7 protein-coding genes are annotated in these 23,932 nt (G+C 72.8%); 5 read left to right on the top strand and 2 right to left on the bottom strand.

The window, feature by feature from the left end:
* Positions 1-29 precede the first annotated feature (29 nt).
* Both ACFU53_RS05895 and ACFU53_RS05890 read right to left on the bottom strand, forming a co-directional pair.
* Positions 30-950 (bottom strand): ABC transporter permease, encoded by a 921-nt coding sequence (locus tag ACFU53_RS05895; protein WP_383986433.1) that lies wholly within the window; start codon positions 948-950, stop codon positions 30-32.
* Positions 950-1,909: an ABC transporter ATP-binding protein gene (locus ACFU53_RS05890; RefSeq protein ID WP_383986431.1), complete on the bottom strand. Its 960-nt coding sequence runs from the start codon at positions 1,907-1,909 to the stop codon at positions 950-952. The genes ACFU53_RS05895 and ACFU53_RS05890 overlap by 1 nt, the downstream gene beginning before the upstream one ends.
* 158 nt (positions 1,910-2,067) lie before the next feature.
* On the opposite strand from ACFU53_RS05890, the gene ACFU53_RS05885 reads away from it, so the two are divergent.
* From ACFU53_RS05885 to ACFU53_RS05865, 5 genes are all read left to right on the top strand, one after another.
* Positions 2,068-3,801: a fatty acyl-AMP ligase gene (locus ACFU53_RS05885; RefSeq protein WP_383986458.1), complete on the top strand. Its 1,734-nt coding sequence runs from the start codon at positions 2,068-2,070 to the stop codon at positions 3,799-3,801.
* Positions 3,798-5,762, top strand: coding sequence for an acyl-CoA dehydrogenase family protein (locus ACFU53_RS05880; RefSeq protein ID WP_383986429.1), 1,965 nt, complete (start codon positions 3,798-3,800; stop codon positions 5,760-5,762). The genes ACFU53_RS05885 and ACFU53_RS05880 overlap by 4 nt, the downstream gene beginning before the upstream one ends.
* Positions 5,759-7,471 (top strand): acyl-CoA dehydrogenase, encoded by a 1,713-nt coding sequence (locus tag ACFU53_RS05875; protein WP_383986427.1) that lies wholly within the window; start codon positions 5,759-5,761, stop codon positions 7,469-7,471. Before ACFU53_RS05880 ends, ACFU53_RS05875 begins: the two co-directional genes overlap by 4 nt.
* Positions 7,472-7,653: 182 nt before the next feature.
* The gene (locus tag ACFU53_RS05870; RefSeq protein ID WP_383986425.1) at positions 7,654-7,938 is read left to right on the top strand and encodes an acyl carrier protein; all 285 of its coding nucleotides are present in this window, start codon (positions 7,654-7,656) and stop codon (positions 7,936-7,938) included.
* A 2-nt stretch (positions 7,939-7,940) separates the two neighbouring features.
* On the top strand, positions 7,941-23,927 hold the full coding sequence (locus ACFU53_RS05865) for an amino acid adenylation domain-containing protein (protein ID WP_383986423.1): 15,987 nt from the start codon (positions 7,941-7,943) through the stop codon (positions 23,925-23,927).
* Positions 23,928-23,932: the final 5 nt, after the last annotated feature.

The following is a 23,932-nucleotide window of genomic DNA, read 5'->3' as shown; positions in this document are numbered from 1 at the left end:
GCGTACGAGCCTCGCAGTCTCAGGCGCGGTCAGCGGCTCGTGCGGGTGCGGTAACGCCATGTCGACAGGGTGATGAAGACGGCGATGAGCAGCACCGAGCAGCCCGCGGTGTACAGCACGGGGTGCTGGGCGGGCCAGCCGTGCTGCGCGGGGAAGCCCGGCGGGGGAGCGTTGCCGAACAGCCGGCGCAGGGCGTTGGCGAGCGAGGTGATCGGGTTCCAGGCGGCCACGGTGGACAGCGGGCCCGGGAGGGTCGAGCCGGAGACGAACCCGGAGGAGATGAACGTCGCCGGGAACAGCCAGATCAGCCCGAGACTGCCGGCCACCTGGGCGTTCGGCGCGATGAGGGAGACGAACACGCCGATCCACGACATCGCGAAGGAGAACAGCAGCACCAGCAGGACCCCGGCGGCGACCTCGACGGGACCGGTGTGCGCGCGCCAGCCCATCAGCAGGCCGCACGTTGTGGTGACGGCGACGCTCGCCAGGCAGGTGGTGAGATCGGAGGTGGTCCGGCCCAGCAGCAGGGCCACACGGGAGATCGGCAGGGCGCGGAAGCGGTCGACCATCCCCTGCTCCAGGTCCCTGGAGAGTCCGACCGTGGTGAAGGTGGTGGTGAACGCCACCGTCTGGGCGATCAGGCCGCCCATCATGTAGGAGCGGTACGCCGGGCCACCGAGGCTGTTGCCGAAGACGTATCCGATGAGCAGGGCGTACACGACCGGCTCGACGAGGCAGGAGATGAGCAGGCCCGGGGTGCGCCGCAGGTGCAGCAGATTGCGCAGGGCGAGGTCCGCGCTCTCCGCGACGACCCGGATCACGGGGTTACTGCGGGCGGCGGTCGGGCGGAGCGCGGCACCGGCGGCGGCCGGGTCAGGGACGCGGACGGCCCGCTGCGGGGACGTCTCCGGGGGCGTGGCAGTGTCCGGGGCGCGTACGGGGGTGTTCATCAGGCGGCCTTCCGCCGGGCGTGGCTGGTCAGGCCGAGGAACACGTCGTCGAGGGTGCATCGGCTGAGGCCGATCTCCAGTACCTCGACGTTCTCGCCCTCCAGCGCGGCGAGGGCGCGGCCGAGCGCGGCCCGGCCGTCGGTGGCGGCCGCCTCCACCCGCCGAGCGCGACGGTCCACCGTCGGGGCCGTGCCGGTCGCCTGAGCGGCGGCGCGGGCGGCGGCGTCGAGCTGGTCGTCCTTGGCGACGCACACGACGAGCCGGTTGCCGGCGGTCGCCTTCAGTTCGTCGCTGGTGCCCTCGGCCACCACCTGGCCCCCGTCGATCACGGTGATCCGGTCGGCGAGACGGTCCGCCTCCTCCAGGTACTGGGTCGTCAGCAGGATCGTGGTGCCACCGGCGACGAGTTCACCGACCGCCTCCCAGGTGTCCAGTCTGCTCTCGGGATCGAGCCCGGTGGTGGGCTCGTCCAGGACGACCAGGGGCGGGGAGCCGACCAGGGCGGCGGCCAGATCGAGCCGTCGGCGCATACCGCCGGAGTAGGCGCCGGCCGGGCGTCCCGCCACGGTGGTGAGCCGGAACCGGGACAGCAGATCGTCGGCGACCCGGCGGGCCGTACGGCGGCCCACACCGCGCAGTTTCGCGATGAGATACAGATTCTCGAATCCGGTCAACAGCCCGTCGACCGTCGAATACTGCCCGGCCATACCGATGGTCGAACGTACCTTCTCCGGCTCTTCCGACACATTCCAGCCGTTCACGAGAACGCGTCCGTGATCCGGTCTGAGGAGTGTCGTCAGAATCTTTACCAGTGTGGTCTTACCGGCTCCGTTCGGTCCCAGCAGGCCCATTACCTCACCAGTTCTCACCTCCAGTTCGACACCTCGTAACGCATGGTTTGTCCGATATTTCTTGTGAAGGTCATCGATGATGATGGCCGACGTGACTGACGCATGCACGGAACTGTTTCTACGCCTGTCGCCGACCTCAGTCGATCATGGAAGTGTCAAGTTTTCTTGTACGTTCGATGGTCTTGCTTTAGGTCTGATTGAAGCTTTCAGTACGGCTTCGAGAACCAAGATCACGTACGGTTCCTGTCGTGCGAGAATTACTCACGATGCTGAGGGAACAGGCGGCGCGTAATCCGCAGCAGCCTGCTGTCACATTCGTTTCCGACTTCAGCGACATCAGCTGCACAGTGCGCGATCGCGCAGAACTCGATCTGCATTCTCGGCGTATCGCATCCTGGCTCCAGGAGAGATTGTCCCCAGGAGATCGGGTACTTCTCCTCTATTCCCCGGGGATCGAATTCACCACCGCCTTCTCCGCCTGCGTGTACGCCGGAGTCATCGCTGTGCCCGCCCCGTTGCCGGGCCGCTACCGGCATGAACGCCGCCGCCTCGCCGCCATCGCCCGGGACGCGGGGGTGCGCGCCATCCTGACGCAGCGCGGTGATCTGCCGGACGTCGAGAAGTGGGTGGCCGAGGAGGGCATCGTCGGTGCGGTCTGCCACACCACCGACACCGGCGAAGGGAACCCGGACACCTGGATTGCTCCCGAGGCGGCGTCCGACACGCTGGCACTGCTCCAGTACACCTCGGGATCGACCGGTGACCCCAAGGGCGTCATGGTCACCCACGGCAATCTGGTCGCCAACGTCGAGCGGATGGTGGACGCCTTCGGCAACGACAGCGCCACGACGTACGGCGGCTGGATCCCCCTCTACCACGACATGGGCCTGATCGGGCTGATGCTGCCCGGCATCCTGTGCGGGAACGGCTATGTGCAGATGGACCCCATGTCCTTCCTGCGCCGCCCGTACCACTGGCTGCGGATGCTGGACGCCTGCGACGTCGGATTCACCGCCGCGCCCGACTTCGGCTACGAGATGTGCGTCCGACGCGTCACCGACGAGCAGCTCGCCGCGCTCGACCTGTCCCGGGTCAAGTTCGCCGACGGCTCGGAACCGGTCCGCGCCGACGTGGTCGCCGCCTTCACCGAGCGGTTCGCCGCCGCAGGACTGCGGCCCGACGCGCTCATCCCGGTGTACGGCCTGGCCGAGGCGACTCTGATGGCGTCGGGCACCGCCGGGCGGCCACCGCTGCGGACCCCGGTCGACGCGACGGCACTCGAGAACCGGCTGCTCGGGCCGGCCACCGGCACACAACCGTCCCGCGTGCTCGTCGGATGCGGGGCGCCGACCGGCTCCGACGTGCTGATCGTCGACCCCGGCACCGGGGACGCCCTGCCCGACGGCCGCATCGGCGAGATCTGGCTCAGCGGCCCGTGCGTCACCGCCGGCTACTGGGAGAACGAGCACGTCACCGACGCCACGTTCCGGGCACACACCGACGACGGGCGCGGACCGTTCCTGCGCACCGGCGACCTCGGAGCCCTTTTCGACGGCGACCTGTACATCACCGGCCGCAGCAAGGACGTCCTGGTCCTGCACGGGCGCAATCTGCACCCCTCTGACATCGAGTACGAACTGCGCTCCCAGCACGAGGAACTGGAGGGCCTGCACGGCGCCGTCTTCATGGTCGGCGACGACGGCGTCGACATCGCCCCCGCGGTGGTCGCCGTGCACGAGATCCGCGCCCACTGGGGTGCGGAGCGGCTGGGGCAGATCGCCGTCGACATGAAGCAGACCGTAGCCCGGGAGTTCGGCGTCCCCGTCGCGGCGGTCGCCCTCGTCCGGCCCGGCGGCGTCCGGCGCACCACGAGCGGCAAGGTGCAGCGCGCGGCGATGCGCGCCCTCTACCTCGCCGGGGAGCTGGACACTCTCCACCTCGGCGAGGACCAGCTGCTCACCGCGGCCCTGGCCGACCACCGGCGGGTGACCGAGCGATGACGACCACGGCCGACCTGGAGACCCTGCTCGGTGCCCACGAGGGCGACGCCTTCTCGCCCGACGCGCTCGCCGGGCTCGACGACCGGGAGGAGTTCCCCGACGGGGCCGTCCGTGTCCTCGACGCCGCCGGGCTGCCCGCCCACTACGTCCTGCCCCAGGACGGCGATCTCAGTGAGACGGTACGGCTGCTGCGCGCGGTCGCCCGCCGCGATCTGACCGTGGCCATCGCCCACGGCAAGACGTTCCTCGGGGCGGCCCCGGTGTGGGTGGCCGGCTCCCCGGAGCAGGCCGCCAGGCTCGCCGAACGCGTACGCGCCGGCGAACCGGTCTGCTGGGGACTGACCGAGCGCGACCATGGCGCCGACCTGCTCGCGGGGGAGTTCACGGCGGTGGCCGACGTGGCCGGAGCGGAAGTTGGTGCCGAGCCCGAGCCCGATGCCGATGCCGATGCCGATGCCAAGGCCAAGGCCAAGGCCAAGGCTGAGGCCAAGGCCGAGCCTGAGGCCAAGGCCGATGCCGATGCCGATGCCGAGCCTGAGGCCAAGGCCAAGCCTGAGGCCGATGCCGATGCCGAGCCTGATGCCAAGGCCAAGGCCAAGGCCGAGCCCGATGCCGATGCCGATGCCGAGCCTGAGGCCGATACCGATCCTGAGGCCGGAGCCGGAGCCGGAGCCGGAGCCGGAGCAGGAGCACGAGCAGAAGCCGTTGAGGGCGGTGTCGGCTGGCGGCTCACCGGCGAGAAGTGGCTCATCAACAACGCCACCCGCGCCACGCTCGCCTGCGTCCTGGCCCGCACCGACCCGGCAGGCGGCGCACGCGGCTTCAGCCTCTTCCTCGTGGACAAACGCCAACTGCCCGAAGAAGCCTGGCGGAACCTGCCGAAGATCCGTACGCACGGCATCCGCGGCGCGGACATCAGCGGCTTCGCCCTGGACGGCGCACCTGTCCCCGCCGACGCGCTCGTCGGAGAGGAGGGTGGCGGGATCCCCGTGGTCCTCAAGACACTCCAGCTCACCCGCATCGCCTGCGCCGCGCTCTCCCTCGGCGCCGCCGACCACGCCCTGCGGCTGGCCCGGGACTTCGTGACCGGACGCGAACTGTACGGCCGCCGCCTCGCCGACGTCCCGCACGTGCGCCGCATCCTCGGCCGGGCGGCCGCCGCCGCGCTGACCGCGGAGGCGGTGAGCGTGCTCTCCGCCCGCTCGGTGCACACGCTGCCCGGCGAACTGAGCGCGGTCTCCGCGATCACCAAGGCGTACGTCCCGACGCTGACCCAGGAGACGCTCGGCTCGCTCGGCGAACTGCTGGGCGTGCGCGGGTTTCTCACCTCACCGCCGGGCGGTGGCTTCGCCAAACTGGAGCGCGACCACCGTATCTGCGCGATCTTCGACGGCAGCACGGCCGTCAACCGGGCGGCCCTCCTCAACCAGATGCCGCGCCTGGCACGCCAGTTGAGCCGCCGCCGGACCGAAGGCGAAGGCCTGCGCGCCGCCGCCGACCTCACCGCCTCCCTGCCTCCGTTCGCCCCGGACCGTCTGGCACTGCTGTCCGTCACGGGATGCAGTGCCGTGCAGGCCCTGCCCGACCTGGCAGCGCGCGCACGGAAGCAGGGGACACCGGAGACAGGGCCGCTACTTGACCGGCTGCTGGCCGAACTGGCCCGCCTGGAAACGGAGTCGGCGGACTTCATACCGGTAGCGGGTGGCCTGCCCAGCACGGCGTTCCGTCTCGCCGAGGACTACGAACGCGCCTACGCCTCGGCCGCCTGCCTGCTGCTGTGGCTGGAGAACCCGCCCCTGCGCACGGGACGCCTCGGCGACGACGGCCTGTGGCTGCGGGCCTGCCTGACCGTCCTGCTCGGCGCGGACGGCAGCGACGGCAGCGATGTCTTCGACGCTCTGGCCGATGTCGTCCTCGGCATGCCCGCACCCGAGTTCACCCTGTTGGGAGGTGCCGCATGACCACCGTCAAAAGCCTCGCCCCCAAGCGCGCCGACGAACTGGAGCACCTGCTCGGCAGCCTCACCGACCCGGTCAATCCCACCGGTGCGACCGCGATCCTCGCCGCCGACGAACGAGCGGAGACGCTCACCGCCGGGGAATCTCTGCTGCACTCCTACGGACTGAACGCCGAGTTCGTACCACCCGAACTGGGCGGCCGCCTGGAGCGAGCCGACCACCTGGCCGAGGTCATGCGCGCGCTCTACCGCCGCGACCCCGCGCTCGGCCTCGGCTACGGCGCCAGCTCGCTCATCGCGGGAGTCACCCTGTGGACCGCCGGCGACGAACGGCAGAGCGAGCAGGCCGCCCGGCTGCTCCTGGACGGCCGGCGCATCGCCATCGCCTTCCACGAGCTGGCCCACGGCAACGACATGACCGGTACGGAGTTCGCCGCGACCGCCGCTGTCGACGGCCTGCTGCGGCTGAGCGGCCGCAAGGAGGTCGTCACCAACCTCCGGCGCGCCGACGCCATGGTCGTGCTCGCCCGCACCGACCCGCGGCCCGGTCCGCGCAGCCACTCCCTGGTTCTCGTCGACCGCGCGAGCGCCGACCCCGCGCGCCTGACCGACCTGCCGCGCTTCGGCACCGTGGGGATGCGGGGAGTCCAGCTCGGTGGCCTGTGCTTCGACGGACTGCCGGTGCCTTCCTCCGCGATCCTCGGCCCGGTCGGCTCCGGTCTGGAGACCGCGTTGAAGGCCCTGCAGATCACCCGCACGGTCCTGCCCACGATGGCCACGGGGATCCTCGACACCGGACTGCGCATCGCCGTGGACCACCTGACTGAGCGCAAGCTGTACGGCGGTCCCGCGACCGACATCCCACACGTCCGCTCGGTGCTGGCTGGTGTCTTCGCCGACCTGCTGCGCGCCGAGGCGATCGGCGCGGTCGGCGCCCGCGCGCTGCACCTGGTGCCCGGCGCGGCGAGCGTGTACGCCTCCGCGGTCAAGTTCGAGGTGTCCCGGCTGCTGCTGGAGGCCATGGACCGGCTCGCGGAACTCCTCGGCGCCCACTTCTACCTGCGCGAAGGGCCGACCGCGCTGTTCCAGAAGCTGCTGCGCGACCTCGCCCCCGTCGGCTTCGGACACATCGCGCGCGCCGCCTGCCAGATGAGCCTGCTCCCTCAGCTGCCGCTGCTGGCCCGCCGCACCTGGAGCCGCCCCGGCACCGAGCCGCCCGGCGACCTGTTCGCGCTGGCGGAGGCGCTACCGCCCCTGCGGTACGACCGGCTGGCCCTCCATGCCGCGGGCCGCGACCCCGTCGCCGGATCCCTCCACGCCCTGGCCGACACGTCGTGGGCGACCGAGCACGCGGACCTGCGTACGGCGATCGGTGACGACCACGCCGAGCTGGCGCAACTGGCCGCCGTGTGCGGGCCTTTGTCGCCCGTGGAACTCGGCGTCGACGCCCGCCCCCAGCACTACGACCTCGTCACCCGGTATGTGCGCCTGCTGTCCCGGACCGTCTGCGTCCAGGTCTGGCGGCACGCCGACCCGGGGGACTTCCTGGCCGACCCCGCCTGGCTGCGCGCGGCCCTGCACCGATCGGCTCCGGGCCCGCACAGGCCTGGCCCCCTGCCCACCCCGGTCGAGGACGCGCTCTTCGCCGAACTGCTGGACCGCCGGGCCACAGGCCGTTCCTTCGGTCTGGCCGGAAGACCCCTCTCCGTGTGAGGACTGCCGGCCGCTGGAGGCCGTACGCCTGCCGGAGGCAGTGCACCGCCCGGCGACCGCTCGCCCGTGACGGGCGAGCCGTGCCGCCGTGGGCCCGCAGTCCGCCGCCGCGCCCCCGGCCCCCGAGCCGCCGTGCGCTCCGGCCCCCGTTCCTCCCACCCGCTCAGAAAGAGACCCCCCTCATGACCGCTGGCAACCGAGACGTGCACACCTGGCTGACCGAGCGTGTGGCGACCTATCTGCGCCGCTCGCCGCAGGACATCGACACGTCCGTACCGCTGGCCGACTACGGCCTGGACTCCCTGACGGCGCTGGCCATCACCGCCGACATCGAGGACGAGTTCGAGGTCACCGTCGACGACGCGCTGACCTGGGACCACCCCACGGTCGACGCGCTGAGCGCGGCACTGTCCGACCTGGTCGGCGGGCAGCCCGAGGCGGCGCCCACGAGCGGGAAGCAGGCCTGACCATGAACGCTGCCCCGACGAACCCCGGCCTGCCGCTCACGGCGGCCCAGCACGGGGTGTGGGTCGCCCAGCGCCTCGCCCCCGACAGCCCCCTGTACACGTGCGGCATCTACTACGACGTCCCCGGGCCGGTGGACCGCGCCCTGCTGGCCCGCGCCGTGGAGCGGGCCGTGACCGAGACCGAGGCACTGCGGGCCCGCTTCCACGAGGACGGGGAGACGGTCCGCCAGACGGTCGACCCCTCCGTCCAGGGGGAGTTGGAGTACCTCGACCTGAGCGGCGAGGCCGATCCGGCCGACGCCGCCCGCGCCTGGATCGACGCCGACCTGGCCCGGCCGGTGCCGGTCACCGGCGACCGGCTGTTCCGGCACACCCTGCTGCGGCTCGGCGCCGACCGGCACTGGTTCCACTTCCGCTACCACCACATCCTCCTCGACGGCTACGGGCAGGTCCTGCACTGCCGCCGCCTGCTGGAGGTCTACACGGCACTGGCGGCGGGCGAGCAGCCGCCCGCGAGCGGCTTCGGCACCCTGCCCCAGGTCCTGGCCGAGGAGAACGCCTACCTCGGCTCCGCCCGCCGGGAGCGCGACGGCGCCTACTGGCGTGGAGAGTTCGCCGACCTGCCGGAGTCCACCGAACTCGGCTCCGCCCTCACCGGCCTCGGCCCAGCCCCCACCCGTCCCGCCACCGGCCCCGCCATCACCGGCCCCGGATCCGCCGTCCCCGCACTCGCCTCGGGCGCCACCGGACTCGCCCCCAGCCTCCCCAGCGCGACCGGCCGCCTGCCCGAGGCCACCGCCCAGCGGGTGCGCGGGCTCACCGGGTCCCGCTGGTCCCTGCCGGTGATCGCCGCCATGGCCGCGCACACCCACCGCGTCACCGGCGCCCACGACGTGGTCGTCCGCGTGTTCATGGCCGCCCGGCTCAGCCCGCAGGCCCTGGCCACGCCCGCCATGCTCGTCAACGACGTCCCGCTGCGACTCCGCGTCGACGGTTCCACCACGTTCGCCGAGCTGCTGGACCGCGTCGCCGTCCGCCTGGCCGAGGCGACCCGCCACCAGCGCTACCCGCACGACGAACTCCGCCGCGACCTCTCCGCCCCGGCCCACCCGGGCACCCTGAGCGGCCCGTCCGTGAACGTCCTCTCCTTCGCCTCCGCCCGCCTGCCGTTCGGCCCCACCGAGGCAGAGGCACACCAGCTGGCCTCCGGCCCGGTACGCGACCTCGCCCTGCACGCGTTCGGCGATCCCGAGGCGGGCGACGGCATCGAGCTGACCGTCAACGCCCACCCCGGCCGCTTCACCCCGGAGACGGCCGCCGCACACCGCGACCGCTACACCCGCCTCCTCACCGCCGCCACCGAGCGTCCCGAGCTGCCCATCGGCGCCCTCGACCTGCTCGACGACGCGGAACGGGAGCGCTTCCACGCCCGCAACGACACCGGCCACGCGACGGACCCGCGCTCACCGGTGGACCTGTTCGAGGCCCAGGACCCGGCCGCGGAGGCCGTCGCCTTCGAGAGCGAGCGGCTGACGTACGGCGAACTCAACGCCCGCGTGAACCGTCTCGCGCACGCCCTGCGCGGGCGGGGCGTGGGACCGGAGTCACGGGTCGCGGTGAAGCTGCCCCGCTCGCCCGACCTGATCGTCGCGCTGTGGGCGGTACTGAAGACCGGCGCCGCGTACGTGCCCGTCGAGACCGGCCACCCGGCCGACCGGATCGCGTACGTCGTCGCCGACTCCCGCGTGACGTTCGTGATCGACGAGGACAACGTGCGCTCCCTCGGCGAGGGCGAGCCCGACACGAACCCCGGCGTCGTCCTGCGGGGGGACAACGCCGCGTACGTCATCCACACCTCGGGCACCACCGGCCGCCCCAAGGGCACCGTCGTCACCCACGCCGGCATCACCAACATGCTCGCCTGGATGCAGGACGAGTACCGGCTCACCCCCGCCGACCGGGTCGTGCACAAGACACCCGTCGGCTTCGACGTGTCGGTGTGGGAGGTGTTCTGGACCCTCACGCGCGGTGCGACCCTCGTCGTCGCCCGCCCCGACGGTCACCGCGACCCGGCTTATCTGGCCCGGCTGGTCAGCGACGAGCGCGTCACCGTCATCCACTTCGTCCCGGCCATGCTCGGCCCGTTCCTCGACGAGTACCTAACGACCGTCTCGCTGCGCATGGTCAGTTGCGGCGGCGAGGCGTTGCCCGTCGGGCTCGCCGACCGCTTCCACCGCGAATGCGGTGCCCAGCTGCACAACTCCTACGGTCCCACCGAGTTCTCGGTGACCGCCACCTCCCACGCCTGCGTGCCCGGCGAGCCCGTCACCATCGGCACGCCCACCCACAACTCCCGTGCCTACGTGCTCGATCCGGCCCTCCAGTCCGTGCCCGCCGGAGTCACCGGCGAGCTGTACCTCGCGGGCGTCCAGCTCGCGCGCGGCTATCTCGACCGCCCGGGCCAGACCGCCGAGCGGTTCGTCGCCGACCCCCACGGCCCGGCCGGCACCCGCATGTACCGCACCGGCGACCTGGTGCGCCGACGGGCCGACGGCGACCTGGAGTTCGTCGGACGCGCCGACGACCAGATCAAGATCAACGGGCAGCGGGTCGAACCCGCCGAGGTCGAGGCCGTCCTGGCGTCGGTGCCCGGCGTCGAACAGGCCGTGGTCCTCGTCCACGACTCCGCCGCCGGCGCCCGGCAACTCGTCGGCTACGTCACCGGCACACCGCAGACCGACCCCCGGGCACACCTCGTGGAGCGGCTGCCCGCCCACATGGTGCCGGTGAGCGTGTTCGTCCTGCCGTCGATCCCGGTGACCCCCAACGGCAAGATCGACCGCCGCGCCCTGCCCGCCCCGGCCCGGCCATTGAGCGGACGTGCCCCTGCGACCGCCACCGAGCGCACCCTGCACACCATCGCCGCCACACTCCTCGACCGCCCCGAACTGGGCGTGGACGACGACCTGTTCACCCTCGGCGCGGACAGCATCCACGCCATCCAGCTCGTCAGCCGCGCCCGCCGCCAGGGCCTCCATTTCACCCCCCAGGACGTCTTCGACCACCCGACCGTCGCCCGCCTCGCCACCGTCACCGCGACGGCACCGACGGCCCCGCCCGTCGAGGACGACCCGGTCGGCGAACTCCCCGAAACACCCATGGCCCGGCGCCTCGCCGAACGCGGCGGCCCCACCGCCGGCTTCGCCCAGTCTCTCCTCCTGGCCGCCGAGCCCGGACTGCCGTACGACCGGCTGACCGCCGCCCTGCAGAAGGTGCTCGACCGTCACGACGCCCTGCGTATGCGCGGCCGTCACATCCGGCCCGTGGGCGCCGTGCGTGCCGAGGACTGCCTGACCCGCGCCCGGGACGAGGACGTGGCCGGAGAGAAGGAGGCCGCGCGTCGCGCGCTGTCGCCGGACGACGGTGTGATGGTGCGGGCGGTGTGGTTCGCGTCCGGCCGACTGCTGCTCGTTCTCCACCACCTGGTCGTCGACGGCGTGGCCTGGCGCATTCTGCTGACCGACCTCGCCGAGGCGCTCACCGGCGACGCCGAGCTGTCCCCGCCCGGGACCTCGTTGCGCCGCTGGGCCGGACACCTTCGTCCTTCCATGGACGAACTCCCGCTGTGGACTGACCTATTGACCACCACGGAACCCGTGCTCGGCACCCGCTCCCTCGACCCGGCCCAGGACGTCCACGGCACCGCCCGCTCGGTCACCGTCGCCGTCCCGGCCGACCTCACCGCCACCCTGCTGACCACCCTCCCCGCCGCCTACCGGGCCACCCCGGACGACATCCTGCTCGCCGCGCTCTCGGCGGCCGTACAACGCCACCGGGGCGAGGGACCGGTCCTGGTCGACCTGGAGGGCCACGGCCGCGACCACCTCCCGGACGGGATGGACCTGTCCACCACCGTCGGCTGGTTCACCCGCATCCACCCGGTGCGCCTGGGCCCCGGTACCGAGACCGGCGCCCACCTGATCAAGCGCACCAAGGAGGAGCTGCGCGCCGTCCCGCACGGCGGTCGCGGCCACGACCTGCTGCGCGACCGGCTCACCGGACTGCCGACGCCCCAGATCTCCTTCAACTACCTGGGCCGCCTCGACGCGCACGACCTCGGCGGCTGGCACCTCGCCGACGGCGAGGCCTCCGTGGAGCTGCTGGCCGATGCCGACCTCGCGCTCACCCATGCCCTCCAGATCGATGCCCACGTCCGTGACGGCGAGCTGACCGCCGAGTGGACCTACCCCTCGGGTGTCCTCACGGAGACCGACGTACGCGCCCTCGCCGAGCAGTGGACGGACGCCCTCGCCGAACTGGCCGCGCACACACGAGGCGGACTCACCGTCTCCGACGTGCCCCTCGTCCGGATCACCCAGGAGGAACTGGACAGGTTCCGCGACGCCACGGACGTCCTGCCGCTCTCTCCGCTCCAGGAGGGCCTGCTCTTCCTCGCCCTGTACGAGCCCGACGACCCGTACGTCGGCCAGCTCGTCCTGGAGATCGACGGCGGCTTCGACCCCGGGCGGATGCGGGCCGCCGCCACCGCCCTGCTGCACCGCCACCCGAACCTGCGCGCCGCCTTCCGCAGCCGCTCGACGGGCGCCCCCGTGCAGGTCGTCCCCGCCGACGTCAAGATGCCCTGGGAGGAGCGCGACGGGGACGACCTGGAGGCGTTCCTCGCCCGTGACCGCGCCCGTGGCTTCAGCGTCGTCCGGCCGCCCCTGCTGCGGTTCACCGCCCTCGGCGACCGCCACCTCGTCCTGACCCACCACCACCTGCTGCTGGACGGCTGGTCCCTGCCCCTGCTGGTACGCGAACTGTTCACCCTGTACGGCGGCACCGACCTGCCCCCGGCCGCCCCGTACCGCGACTACCTGGCCTGGCTCGACCGGCAGGACCACGAGGCCGCAGCCGGGGTGTGGCGGGAGCGGCTCTCCGCTCTGACGGCACCCACCCTGCTCGCCCGGGCCGACCGCACCTCCGACGCACACGACGTCCACGAGCTGGTCCTGTCCGAGGCGCTCACCGACACCCTGACGTCGACGGCCCGTGCGCACCGGCTCACCCTCAACACCGTCGTGCAGGGCCTGTGGGGGCTGCTGCTGAGCGGCTTCACCGGCCGCGACGACGTCGTGTTCGGCGCGACCGTCTCCGGGCGCCCGCCCGAGCTGCCCGGCGCGGAGTCGATGCTCGGACTGTTCGTCAACACCCTGCCGGTCCGGGTGCGGATCGACCGGGACGAGACGCTGGCCGCGCTGCTGGCCCGGCTCCAGCACGACCAGCAGTCCCTCCACGCCCACCAGCACGCCTCGCTGGCGGAGCTGACCCGCGCGTCCGGCTTCGAAGCACTGTTCGACACCGTCGTCGCCTTCGAGAACTATCCGATGGACGACGGCATCGAGGCCGGCGGACTGCGCCTCGCCCACGCCGAACTCGCCGAGCGCACCCACTACCCGGTCACCCTGTCCGTCTTCCCCGGCGTACGGCTGCGGCTGAAGTTCTCCTACCTCGCCGGAGCCTTCGACGCGCCGGCCGTCACCCGCCTCGCCGACCTCCTGGCCGACCTGATCGGCGCCGCGGCGGCCGGACTCGACATCCCGGCCGGTGAGTCGGCCGTGGTGAGCGAGGAGGACCGGCTGCTCGTCATGGGCGCCGCTTCCACGGAGGAGAACGGCTCCGCCCCGGTGGCCGCCCCCGCCGGCGGCGGCGAGCCCCGCTCGCCCGAGGAAGAGTCACTGTGCGCCATCGTCGCCGAGGTCCTCGGCGTCGAACGGGTCGGCGTCGACGACGAGTTCTTCACGCTCGGCGGCACCTCGATCCTGATGATCCGTCTGGTCCACCGGGTGCGCGACGAGTTCGGTGTCGACCTGTCGCTGCGCGACCTTTTCGCAGCCCCGAGCGTCGCCGGTGTCGCCGACCGGCTGACCCGGCTGGCCCCGCAGGCCAAGCGCATCACGGCGGAGGAGCGGCCCGGCCGCATCCCGCTGTCGTTCGCCCAGGAACGCATGTGGTTCCTGCAACGACTCCAGGGCACCACCGGCACGTACAACATCCCCCTCGCGATCCGCCTCACCGGGGCCCTCGACGCGGACGCCCTCGGCGGCGCGCTGGCCGACCTCGTCGCCCGCCACGAGGCGCTGCGCACGGTCTATCCGGAGGACGCCGACGGCCCGCACCAGGTCGTCCTGCCGCCCGAGATTCGCTACGCCACGGAGTTCGTACGGGACTCCGACCCCGATCTCGCCGCCGACGCGGCCCGCCCCTTCGACCTGACGTGCGACGTGCCCCTGCGGACGACGCTGTACGAGACCGGGCCCGACACCTACGTCCTGCTGCTGGTCGTGCACCACATCGCGGCGGACGGCGCCTCGTTGCGTCCGATCGCCGAGGACATCACCACCGCCTACCGCGCACGTACCGGCGACGAGACGCCCGGCTTCCCCGAACTGGCCGTCCAGTACCCGGACTTCGCGATCTGGCAGCGCGAGACGCTCGCCGCGGACCTGCCACGCCAGATCGACCACTGGAAGCAGCACCTCGACGGCCTCCCGCCCGAGGTCACCTTCCCCGGCGACCGGCCGCGCCCGGCGGTGGCCACCCACCGCGGCGACCACGTCGAGTTCCCCGTCGGCCCGGAGCTGTACCAGCGGATGCTGGACCTGGCCGGCCGCACCCGCACGACCCCGTTCATGGTCCTCCAGGCCGCGGTGTCGCTGCTGCTGACCCGGCTCGGCGCGGGCGAGGACATCCCGCTCGGCGGTGTCATCGCCGACCGGCCCGACTCGGTCCTCGACGACGTGGTCGGCGTGTTCATCAACACCCTCGTCTACCGCATGGACACCTCGGGCGACCCGAGCTTCGAGGAGCTGCTGGTCCGCGTCCGGGAGACGGGCCTGGCGGCGTACGCCCACCAAGGGGTGCCGTTCGAACGCCTGGTGGAGGAGCTGAACCCGGAGCGCTCCCGCTCCCGGCACGCCTTCTTCCAGGTGATGCTGGCCTGGCTCGACCTCACCGAGGCCCGCTTCGAACTGCCCGGTGTCACCGCCGACCCCGGCCCGGTGACCAGCGGCACCGCCAAGTTCGACGTGCACTTCGACTGCCACGTCCACGAGGACGGCGGGCTGCTGTGCCGCCTGGAGTACGCCACCGACCTGTACGACCGGCGTACGGCCGAGAGCTTCGCGGCCCGGTTCGTGCGCGTCCTGGAGTGCGTCACCGCCGACCCCGGACAGCGGCTGTCCGAGGTGGATGTCCTCGGTGCCGACGACCGCGCCCTGGTGCTCGCCGACTGGAACGACACCGCCGTGGAGTTCGACGGCGAAGGCTCGGCGGTCGAGCTGTTCGAGGCGCACGCGCTCCGGAACCCGGACGCCGAGGCGGTCCGCTTCGAGGGCGAGGCGGTCACCTACGGCGAGTTCAACGCCCGCGTGAACCGGCTCGCACACGCCCTGCGCGAGCGGGGCGCCGGCCCCGAGTCACGGGTCGCCGTGATGCTGCCGCGCTCGGTCGACCTGATGGTGGCCCTGTGGGCGGTGCTCAAGGCGGGTGCGGCGTACGTGCCGATCGACACCGGCTACCCGGCCGACCGGATCGCGTACATTCTCGCCGACTCCGGCGCCCGGCTGCTGATCTCCGACCGGGACGCGGACGGCTTCGAGCGGATCGCACCCGACGCCGAAAAATTCGCGGAGAACCCGAGGGTGCCGGCCCACGGCGACAACGCCGCCTACGTGATCTACACCTCAGGCTCCACCGGCCGCCCCAAGGGCACGGTCAACACGTACGCGGGCATGGCGAACCGGCTGTGGTGGATGCAGCGCGACCATCGGCTCACCGCAGGCGAACGAGTCCTGCAGTCCACCCCGGTCAGCTTCGACGTGTCGGTGTGGGAGGTTTTCTGGACCTTGATGTACGGCGGCACCCTCGTCGTGGCCCGGCCCGACGGCCAGCGCGACCCGCTCTACCTGGAGCGACTGATGCGCGAGGAGTCCGTCGCCGTCGTCCACCTCAGCGCGTCCATGCTCGGCGCCTACCTGGCGGAGACCCGGCTGCCGGACGCCGTCCGCCTGGTCGTCTCCGGCGACGAGGCCCTGCCCGCCGAACTGGTCCGCCGCTTCCACGACGACGCCAACGCCGTGCTCCTCAACGCCTACGGCCCGACCGAGGCCGCCGTCGACGTCACCGCCTGGGCCGCGCCGCCCGACACCGAGACCGTGCTGATCGGCGGGCCCATCGCCAACACCCGCGCGTACGTGCTCGACGCGACGCTCGCACCGGTCGCCCCCGGCGTGCCCGGCGAACTGTACGTCGAGGGCGTCCAGCTCGCCCGCGGCTACCTCGACCGGCCCGCGCCGACCGCCGAACGGTTCGTCGCGAGCCCGTACGGGCCGCCCGGGACGCGCATGTACCGCACCGGGGACGTGGCGCGCTGGACGGCGGACGGCGAGCTGGAATACCTCGGCCGCGCCGACAACCAGGTCAAGCTGCGTGGATTCCGCGTCGAGCTCGGCGAGATCGAAGACGCCATGGCCGACCATCCGACCGTCACCCAGGCAGCCGCAGCCGTGCATGGACAGTGGCTCGTCGGATACGTGGTCCCCGTCGCGCCTGTCGATGTGGACGATCTGCGCGACCGGCTCGCGGCCCGTCTGCCCGAGTACATGGTCCCGGCCCACATCGTCACCCTGGAGGCGTTTCCGCTCACCCCGAACGGCAAGCTGGACCGCAAGGCCCTGCCGGTCCCCGAGATCGCGCACACCGCCGGGCGCACGCCGCGCACCCCGCAGGAGGAGATCCTGTGCGGCCTGTTCGCCGAGGTGCTCCGCGTGCCCGAGGTCTCGGTCGACGACGACTTCTTCGCGCTCGGCGGCCACTCCCTGCTGGTGACCCGGCTGGCCGGCCGCATCCGCGCCGCCCTCGACACCGACATCGAACTGTCGGTCCTGTTCGAGGCGACCACCGTGGCCAAGCTGGCGTCCCGGCTCACCGGGAGCGGATCGCGCCGCTCCGGCGTCACGGCACAGCCGCGCGAGGGGCGCCTGGCGCTGTCGTACGCACAGGAACGGCTGTGGTTCCTGCACCGCTTCGAGGGCCCGTCCGCGACGTACAACCTGCCCGTCGCGCTGCGGCTGACCGGCGACCTCGACGTGGCCGCGCTCACCGCCGCCCTGGACGACCTGGCGCAGCGCCATGAGGCACTGCGTACGGTCTTCGCCGAGGACGGGCACGGCCCCCACCAGGTGGTCCTGCCGGCCCTGCCGCCGCTGACCGTCGTCCGCGCCGATGAGGACAGGCTCGACGAGCATGTCGCCGACGCCGTCCGCACCCCGTTCGACCTCACCGCCCAACCCCCGCTGCGCGCCACCCTGTTCGACCTCGGCGCCGGCGAGCACGTACTGCTCCTCGTCCTGCACCACATCGCCGGCGACGGCGCCTCCATGGCCCCGCTCGCCCGCGACCTCGCCACCGCGTACGCGGCCCGGACCCGGGGAGAGAATCCCGACTGGCATCAACTGCCCGTCCAGTACGCCGACTTCGCCGTGTGGCAGCGGCACGCGCTGGGTGAGGCCGACGACCCGGACAGCGCACTCTCCCGCCAACTCGACCACTGGCGCACCACGCTCACCGGGCTTCCCGAGCAGATGGAGCTGCCCTTCGACCGGCCCCGGCCCGCCGTGCCCACCCACCGCGGCGACACGGTGCCCTTCGTGGTCGAGCCCGCGGTCCACGAGGCCCTGGTCCGGCTCGCCCGCGAGCACCACACGACCGTCTTCATGGTCGTGCACGCCGCTCTGGCCACCCTGTTGCACCGGCTCGGTGCGGGTGACGACATCGTGATCGGCTCACCGGTCGCGGGCCGCACCGACGACGCCCTGACACCCCTGGTCGGTTTCTTCGCCAACAACCTCGTGCTGCGCACCGACCTGACCGGCGACCCCGACTTCACCGAGGTGCTGCGCCGGGTGCGGGCCGCCGACCTGGCCGCCTACGCCCACCAGGACGTGCCGTTCGAGCGGGTCGTGGAGGCGGTCAACCCGGCGCGCTCCACCGCCCGGCACCCGCTGTTCCAGACCGGCCTGAACTTCAACAACGCCGACCAGCAGGCGGCTCTCGACCTCGCCGTCGACCTCCCCGGCCTGACGGCGCGCGTGCGGCCGGTCGCGTCGCCCGCCGCCAAGTTCGACCTGTCGTTCTTCCTCACCGAGCGGCCCGAGGGCGGGGCGGACGGCCTCCTGGAGTTCGCCACCGACCTGTTCGACCGCGACTCGGCCGCCCGTATCGCCGAGCGCTTCACCCGTCTGCTCACCGCCGTCACCGCCGAACCCGGCCGCCCGGTGGGGGAGTTCGACGTCGTGGACGCCGAGGAGCGGCGGCTGCTGCTCACCGAGTGGAACACCACCGGCCATGAGGTGCCGGCGGAGACCCTGACGGACCTGCTCGAGGCCCAGACCGCCCGCACCCCGGACGAGCCCGCCGTGGTCTTCGGCGCCACGGAGCTGTCGTACGCCGAACTCGACGCCCGGGCCAACCGGTTGGCCCGGCACTTGCTCGATCTGGGGGCAGGCCCGGAGCGCTACGTCGCCGTGCTGATGCCGGTCTCCGAGCACATCCCGGTGACGCTGCTGGCCGCCCTGAAGACCGGCGCCGGATATCTGCCGCTCGACCCGGCCCACCCGGCCGACCGGCTCGCCTTCATGCTGGGAGACATCGCGCCGGTCGCGGTGGTCACCACGGTCGAACTCGCCGAGACCGTGGGCTCGTTGACGGACGTACCGGTCGTGCTGACGGACGATCCCGCGATCGCGGAACGGCCGTCCGGCCCGCTCACCGCTGTGGTCCGGCGGCCCGAACACGCTGCGTTCGTCATCTTCACCTCGGGCTCCACCGGCCGGCCCAAGGCGGTCGTCGTCGAACACCGCTCGCTGGTCGCCTACTTGGCCTGGGCGACACACGAGTACGAGAGCCTGCGCCGACGCGTCCTGGTGCACTCGCCGGTCTCCTTCGACCTCACCGCGACCGGCATGTTCGGCCCGCTGATCTCCGGCGGCACCGTGGAACTGGTCCGCTGGACCGCGAGCGGCCCCGACCCGGACGCCCATGTCACCCGGCCCGACTTCGTCAAGGCCACCCCCAGCCATCTGCACCTGCTGGGCGTGGTCCCCGAGGAGTACTCGCCGGGCGGACAGCTCGTCCTCGGCGGCGAGTCCCTGCTCGGTGACGTGCTGGACGCCTGGCGCGCCCGGCACCCCGGCGTGACCGTCCTCAACGAGTACGGCCCGACCGAGACCACCATCGGGTGCAGCCTGTTCCGCATCGAACCCGGCGACCCGGTGCCGCCCGGCGTCATCACCATCGGCACCCCCGCCTGGAACACCCGGATGTACGTGCTGGACGCGCTGCTGCGCCCGGCACCTGTCGGCACCGCCGGCGAACTGTACGTCGCGGGCGACCTCGTCACCCGCGGCTACCACGGCCGCCCCGGTCTGACCGCCGGGCGCTTCGTCGCGAGCCCCTTCGGCCCGCCCGGGTCCCGTATGTACCGCACGGGGGACCTGGCCCGCTGGACGGCTGCCGGGCGGCTGGAGTTCGTCAGCCGTGTGGACGACCAGGTGAAGATCCGCGGCTTCCGCATCGAACTCGGCGAGGTGGAGGCCGTCCTCACGGCCCGGCCGGGCATCGACGCCGCCGCCGTGGTCGTCCGCGAGGACACCCCCGGCGACAAGCGCCTCGTCGCGTACGTGGTGCCGGAACAGGACCACCCGGCCGACCCGGCCGCCCTGCGCGCCGCAGCCGCGCGGGCCCTGCCCGACTACATGGTCCCGGTCGCGTTCGTCGTCCTGGAAACCCTGCCACTGACCGCCAACGGCAAAATCGCCCGCAAGGCGCTGCCCGCCCCCGACCGCACCGCCGAGGGCTCGGGCAGGCCGCCCGCCGAGGGCACGGAGCGGCGGGTGGCGGACCTCTTCGCCGCCGTCCTCGGTGTGCCCGGTGTGGGCGCCGACGACGACTTCTTCCGCCTCGGCGGCCACTCCCTGCTCGTCGCCCGGCTGGTCAACCGGATCCGCGCCGACCTCGGAGCGGAGCTGTCCATCCGGGAGGTCTTCGAGCACACGACCGTCGCCGGACTCGCGGAACTGCTGTCGGGCCGGCCGACCAAGGCCTCCCGGCCGCCGCTCGTCCGGCGCGAACGACCTGAGCGGGTGCCCCTGTCGGCGGCGCAGCGGCGGATGTGGTTCCTCGACCGGCTCGACGGCCCGTCGCAGACGTACACCATCCCCGTCGTCCTGCGGATGACCGGCACCCTCGACCGGGACGCCCTGCGGGCCGCCTTCGGCGACCTGGTGCGCCGGCACGACGTACTGCGCACGGTGATCGCCGAAGGACCTCAGGGGCCGCACCAGGTGGTCGTCGACACGGAGCCGCGCTTCGCGATCCGGTCGTTCGACCCGGCCGACTTCGACGCGGGGGTGGCGGAGGCCGCCCGGATGCCGTTCTCCCTGGACCACCAACTGCCTGTCCGTGCCGTGCTGTTCACCGACGGAGAGCGTGAACACGTCCTGCTGCTGCTCCTGCACCACATCGCGGGCGACGGCGCGTCCATGCGGCCCCTGGCCGAGGACCTCGCCACGGCCTACGCCGCCCACCTCGTCGGCCACGCCCCCGACTGGGCTCCGCTGCCCCTCCAGTACGCCGACTACGCGCTGTGGGAGCGGGAACTGCCCGCCGACCGGCTCGACTTCTGGACGAAGGAGCTGGCCGGGATACCCGACCAGATCGAGCTGCCCGCCGACCGGCCCCGGCCCGCCGTCGCGTCCCAGCGTGGTGGCACGGTGCCCTTCACGGTGCCGGCCGGGCTGCGCGGCCGTGTCGACGCGCTCGGCCGTGACCGGGGCGCCAGCGCCTTCATGGTGCTGCACGCCACGCTCGTCACGCTGCTGACCCGGCTGGGCGCCGGCGACGACATCGTGATCGGAACGCCCGTGGAGGGCCGCCCGGACACCGCGCTCGAAGAGCTCGTCGGGCTGTTCGCCAACACTCTGGTGCTGCGCGCCGACACCTCCGGCGACCCCACGTTCGAGGAACTGCTCGACCGGGTGCGCGCGGCGGACGTGGCGGCGTACGACCACACCGACGTGCCGTTCGAGCAGCTGGTCGAGGCCCTCAACCCGGTGCGCTCACGCTCCCGGCACCCCCTGTTCCAGGTCATGCTGACGGTCAACCAGGAGGCCGTCGCACCCAGGCTGCCCGGACTCGAGGTGACCGTCGGGGACGTGCACGGCGACCATGCCAAGTTCGATCTGTCGCTGACGCTCGTCGAGAGCGGCGAGGGCGGCTGGTCCGGATCGGTCGAGTACGCCTCGGACCTGTTCGACCGCGCCACCGCCGAGAGCGTCGCCACCCGCTATCTGCGCCTGCTTCAGGAGGTGACCGCCGACCCTGCGCGTGCCGTGCACGCGCTGCCCCTGCTCACCCCCGCCGAACGCGAGGACGTGCTCGTCCGACGCAACGACACCGCCCGGCCGCTGCCGCAGGCGTCGCTGCTGGAGATGTTCGAGGCACAGGTGGCGCGCACCCCGCACGCCGTGGCCGTCGTCGTGGACGGCAAGGAGGGCGCGGACGGTACGGACGGTACGGACGGTACGGAGCTGACGTACGACGAGCTGAACCGCCGCGCCGACCGGCTCGCCCGGCACCTGATCGCGCTCGGGGCCGGACCGGAGACCGTCGTCGCCGTGGTGCTGCCGCGCCGCCCGGAGGTGGTCGTGGCGCTGCTCGCGGTCCTGAAGACCGGGGCGGCCTATCTGCCGGTCGACCCGGCCAACCCGCGGGCGCGGATCGACGCGCTGGTCGCCGACGCGGGGGCGCGGATCGTGCTCGACGAGGAGACCTTCCCGGCCGACCTGGACCAGCTCCCCGGCAGCGAACCGGGCCTGCCCGTCCACCCCCACCAGGCCGCCTACCTGATCCACACCTCCGGATCGACCGGCCGCCCGAAGGGAGTGGTCGTCGAACACGGTGCGCTCGCCGCCTATCTGAGCGAGGCCGTGGCGATGTACCCGGCGGCGTCCGGTGAGTCCCTGGTGCACACCTCCCTCGCCTTCGACATGCCGGTGACCACGCTGTTCACGCCGCTGGTCGCGGGCGGCCGGGTGCGGTTCGCGGAGCTCGACGAGGACACGCCGACCCCCGCCCTGCTCAAGGTCACCCCGAGCCATCTGCGGCTGCTGGAGTCGCTGCCCGACCGCGTCAGCGACGCCCGCAATCTGGTCATCGGCGGCGAGTCACTCGACGGCACGGCGTTGCAGGCGTGGCGCGACCGGCACCCCGAGGCCGTGGTGATCAACGAGTACGGTCCCACGGAGGCGACCGTCGGCTGCGTCGTCCACCGGCTCGAACCGGGCGACGGCCTCGCGGCGGGGCCGGTGCCCATCGGCCGCCCTGTCGGCAACGCGCGCGTGTACGTGCTCGACGAGCGCCTCCAGCCCGTCCCCGACGGTGTGTGGGGCGAGCTGTACCTCGCCGGCGCCGGACTCGCCCGCGGCTACGCCGGGCGGCCCGGCCAGAGTGCCGAGCGGTTCGTCGCCGACCCGTACGGCCCGCCCGGCGCCCGGATGTACCGGGTGGGCGACAGGGCCCGCTGGAACCGCGCCGGGGTGCTGGAGTACGCCGGACGCGTCGACGACCAGGTCAAGATCCGGGGTTACCGGATCGAGCCCGGCGAGATCGAGGCCGCGCTGACCGCGCTCGACGGGGTCGCACAAGCCGCCGTGATCGCCCGCGAGGACCGTCCGGGCGACCAGCGGCTGGTCGCCTACCTCGTGCCCGAAGCCGAGCCACTCGCCGCCGACGACCCGCGGGCCCGGCTCGCCGCGACGCTGCCCGCGTACCTGGTGCCGTCCGCGTTCGTCGAGGTCGACGCGATCCCGCTGAACGCCAACGGCAAGCTCGACCGCAGGGCGCTGCCCGCCCCGCCGGACACCGCCGCCGGTACCGGCCGGGCGCCGCGCACTCCTCGCGAGGCACTGCTGTGCGGGCTGTTCGCCGAGGTGCTGGGTGTGTCCGAGGTCTCCGCCGACGACGACTTCTTCGCCCTCGGCGGGCACTCCCTCCTCGGTACCCGGCTCATCGCCCGGGTCCGCGCCGAACTGGGCGCCCGCGTCTCGGTGCGTACCCTGTTCGAGGCCCCGACGCCGGCCGCGTTCGCCGAACGGCTGGACGCCGCTCCCCTCGAGGGCGGCGACATGGACGCGCTGGCCCCGCTGCTGCCGCTGCGGAACACCTCGGCCTCCGGCACCCCGCTGTTCTGCCTGCACCACGTGGACGGGATCGGCTGGTGTTACGCGGTACTCGGCCCGCACGTCGACGAGGACACGCCCCTGTACGCCGTCCAGGCCGCCGGACTCGACGGCGGCGACGAACTGCCCGGCAGCATCGGCGAGATGGCTCAACGCTACGTCGCACTCATCCGCGAGGCCTGGCCGTCTGGACCGTACCGGCTGCTCGGCTGCTCGATGGGCGGGCTGCTCGCCCACGAGGTGGCCGTCCAGCTGCGGGAGGCCGGACAGACGGTCGAAGCGGTGGTCCTGCTCGACACCCACCTACCCCACATCGACCACAACGGGGTCGAGCCGACCGAGCAGGAGCTGCGCGACCACGTGCCGATCCCGGAGGACGGGCCCGTGCTGCTCACCCAGGAGCTGCGGGCGGACCTGGTGCGGGTCGGCGCACACATCCGGCGGCTCACGCTCCGGCACGTGCCCCGCACCTTCGACGGCGACGTCGTGCTCTTCCACGCCCTGCGCCCCAGCGCGCCCGGCGAGCCCCTGCTCGACCCGGCCGACTGGCAGCCCCACGTGACCGGACGGATCGACGTCCACGACGTCGACGTCGCCCACCTCGACCTCCTGCTCGGCCGGTCCGCCGAATCCATCGGCCGGACCGTGGCCGCACTCCTCCGCACCGACAAAGACCTGCAAGCGACCTGAAACCG

The sequence above is a fragment of the Streptomyces sp. NPDC057474 genome (assembly GCF_042802555.1).
In the GTDB taxonomy this organism is placed as follows: Bacteria; Actinomycetota; Actinomycetes; order Streptomycetales; family Streptomycetaceae; genus Streptomyces.
The sequence above is the reverse complement of the archived record's forward strand: the minus strand, read 5'-3'. Positions and strand labels throughout refer to the sequence as shown.

What these genes read in the sequence shown, in the direction of transcription:
- ACFU53_RS05895 (WP_383986433.1), bottom strand. Translation starts at nt 950, where the DNA reads ATGAACACCCCCGTACGCGCCCCGGACACTGCCACGCCCCCGGAGACG.
- ACFU53_RS05885 (WP_383986458.1), top strand. Translation starts at nt 2,068, where the DNA reads ATGCTGAGGGAACAGGCGGCGCGTAATCCGCAGCAGCCTGCTGTCACA.
- ACFU53_RS05880 (WP_383986429.1), top strand. Translation starts at nt 3,798, where the DNA reads ATGACGACCACGGCCGACCTGGAGACCCTGCTCGGTGCCCACGAGGGC.
- ACFU53_RS05875 (WP_383986427.1), top strand. Translation starts at nt 5,759, where the DNA reads ATGACCACCGTCAAAAGCCTCGCCCCCAAGCGCGCCGACGAACTGGAG.
- ACFU53_RS05870 (WP_383986425.1), top strand. Translation starts at nt 7,654, where the DNA reads ATGACCGCTGGCAACCGAGACGTGCACACCTGGCTGACCGAGCGTGTG.
- ACFU53_RS05865 (WP_383986423.1), top strand. Translation starts at nt 7,941, where the DNA reads ATGAACGCTGCCCCGACGAACCCCGGCCTGCCGCTCACGGCGGCCCAG.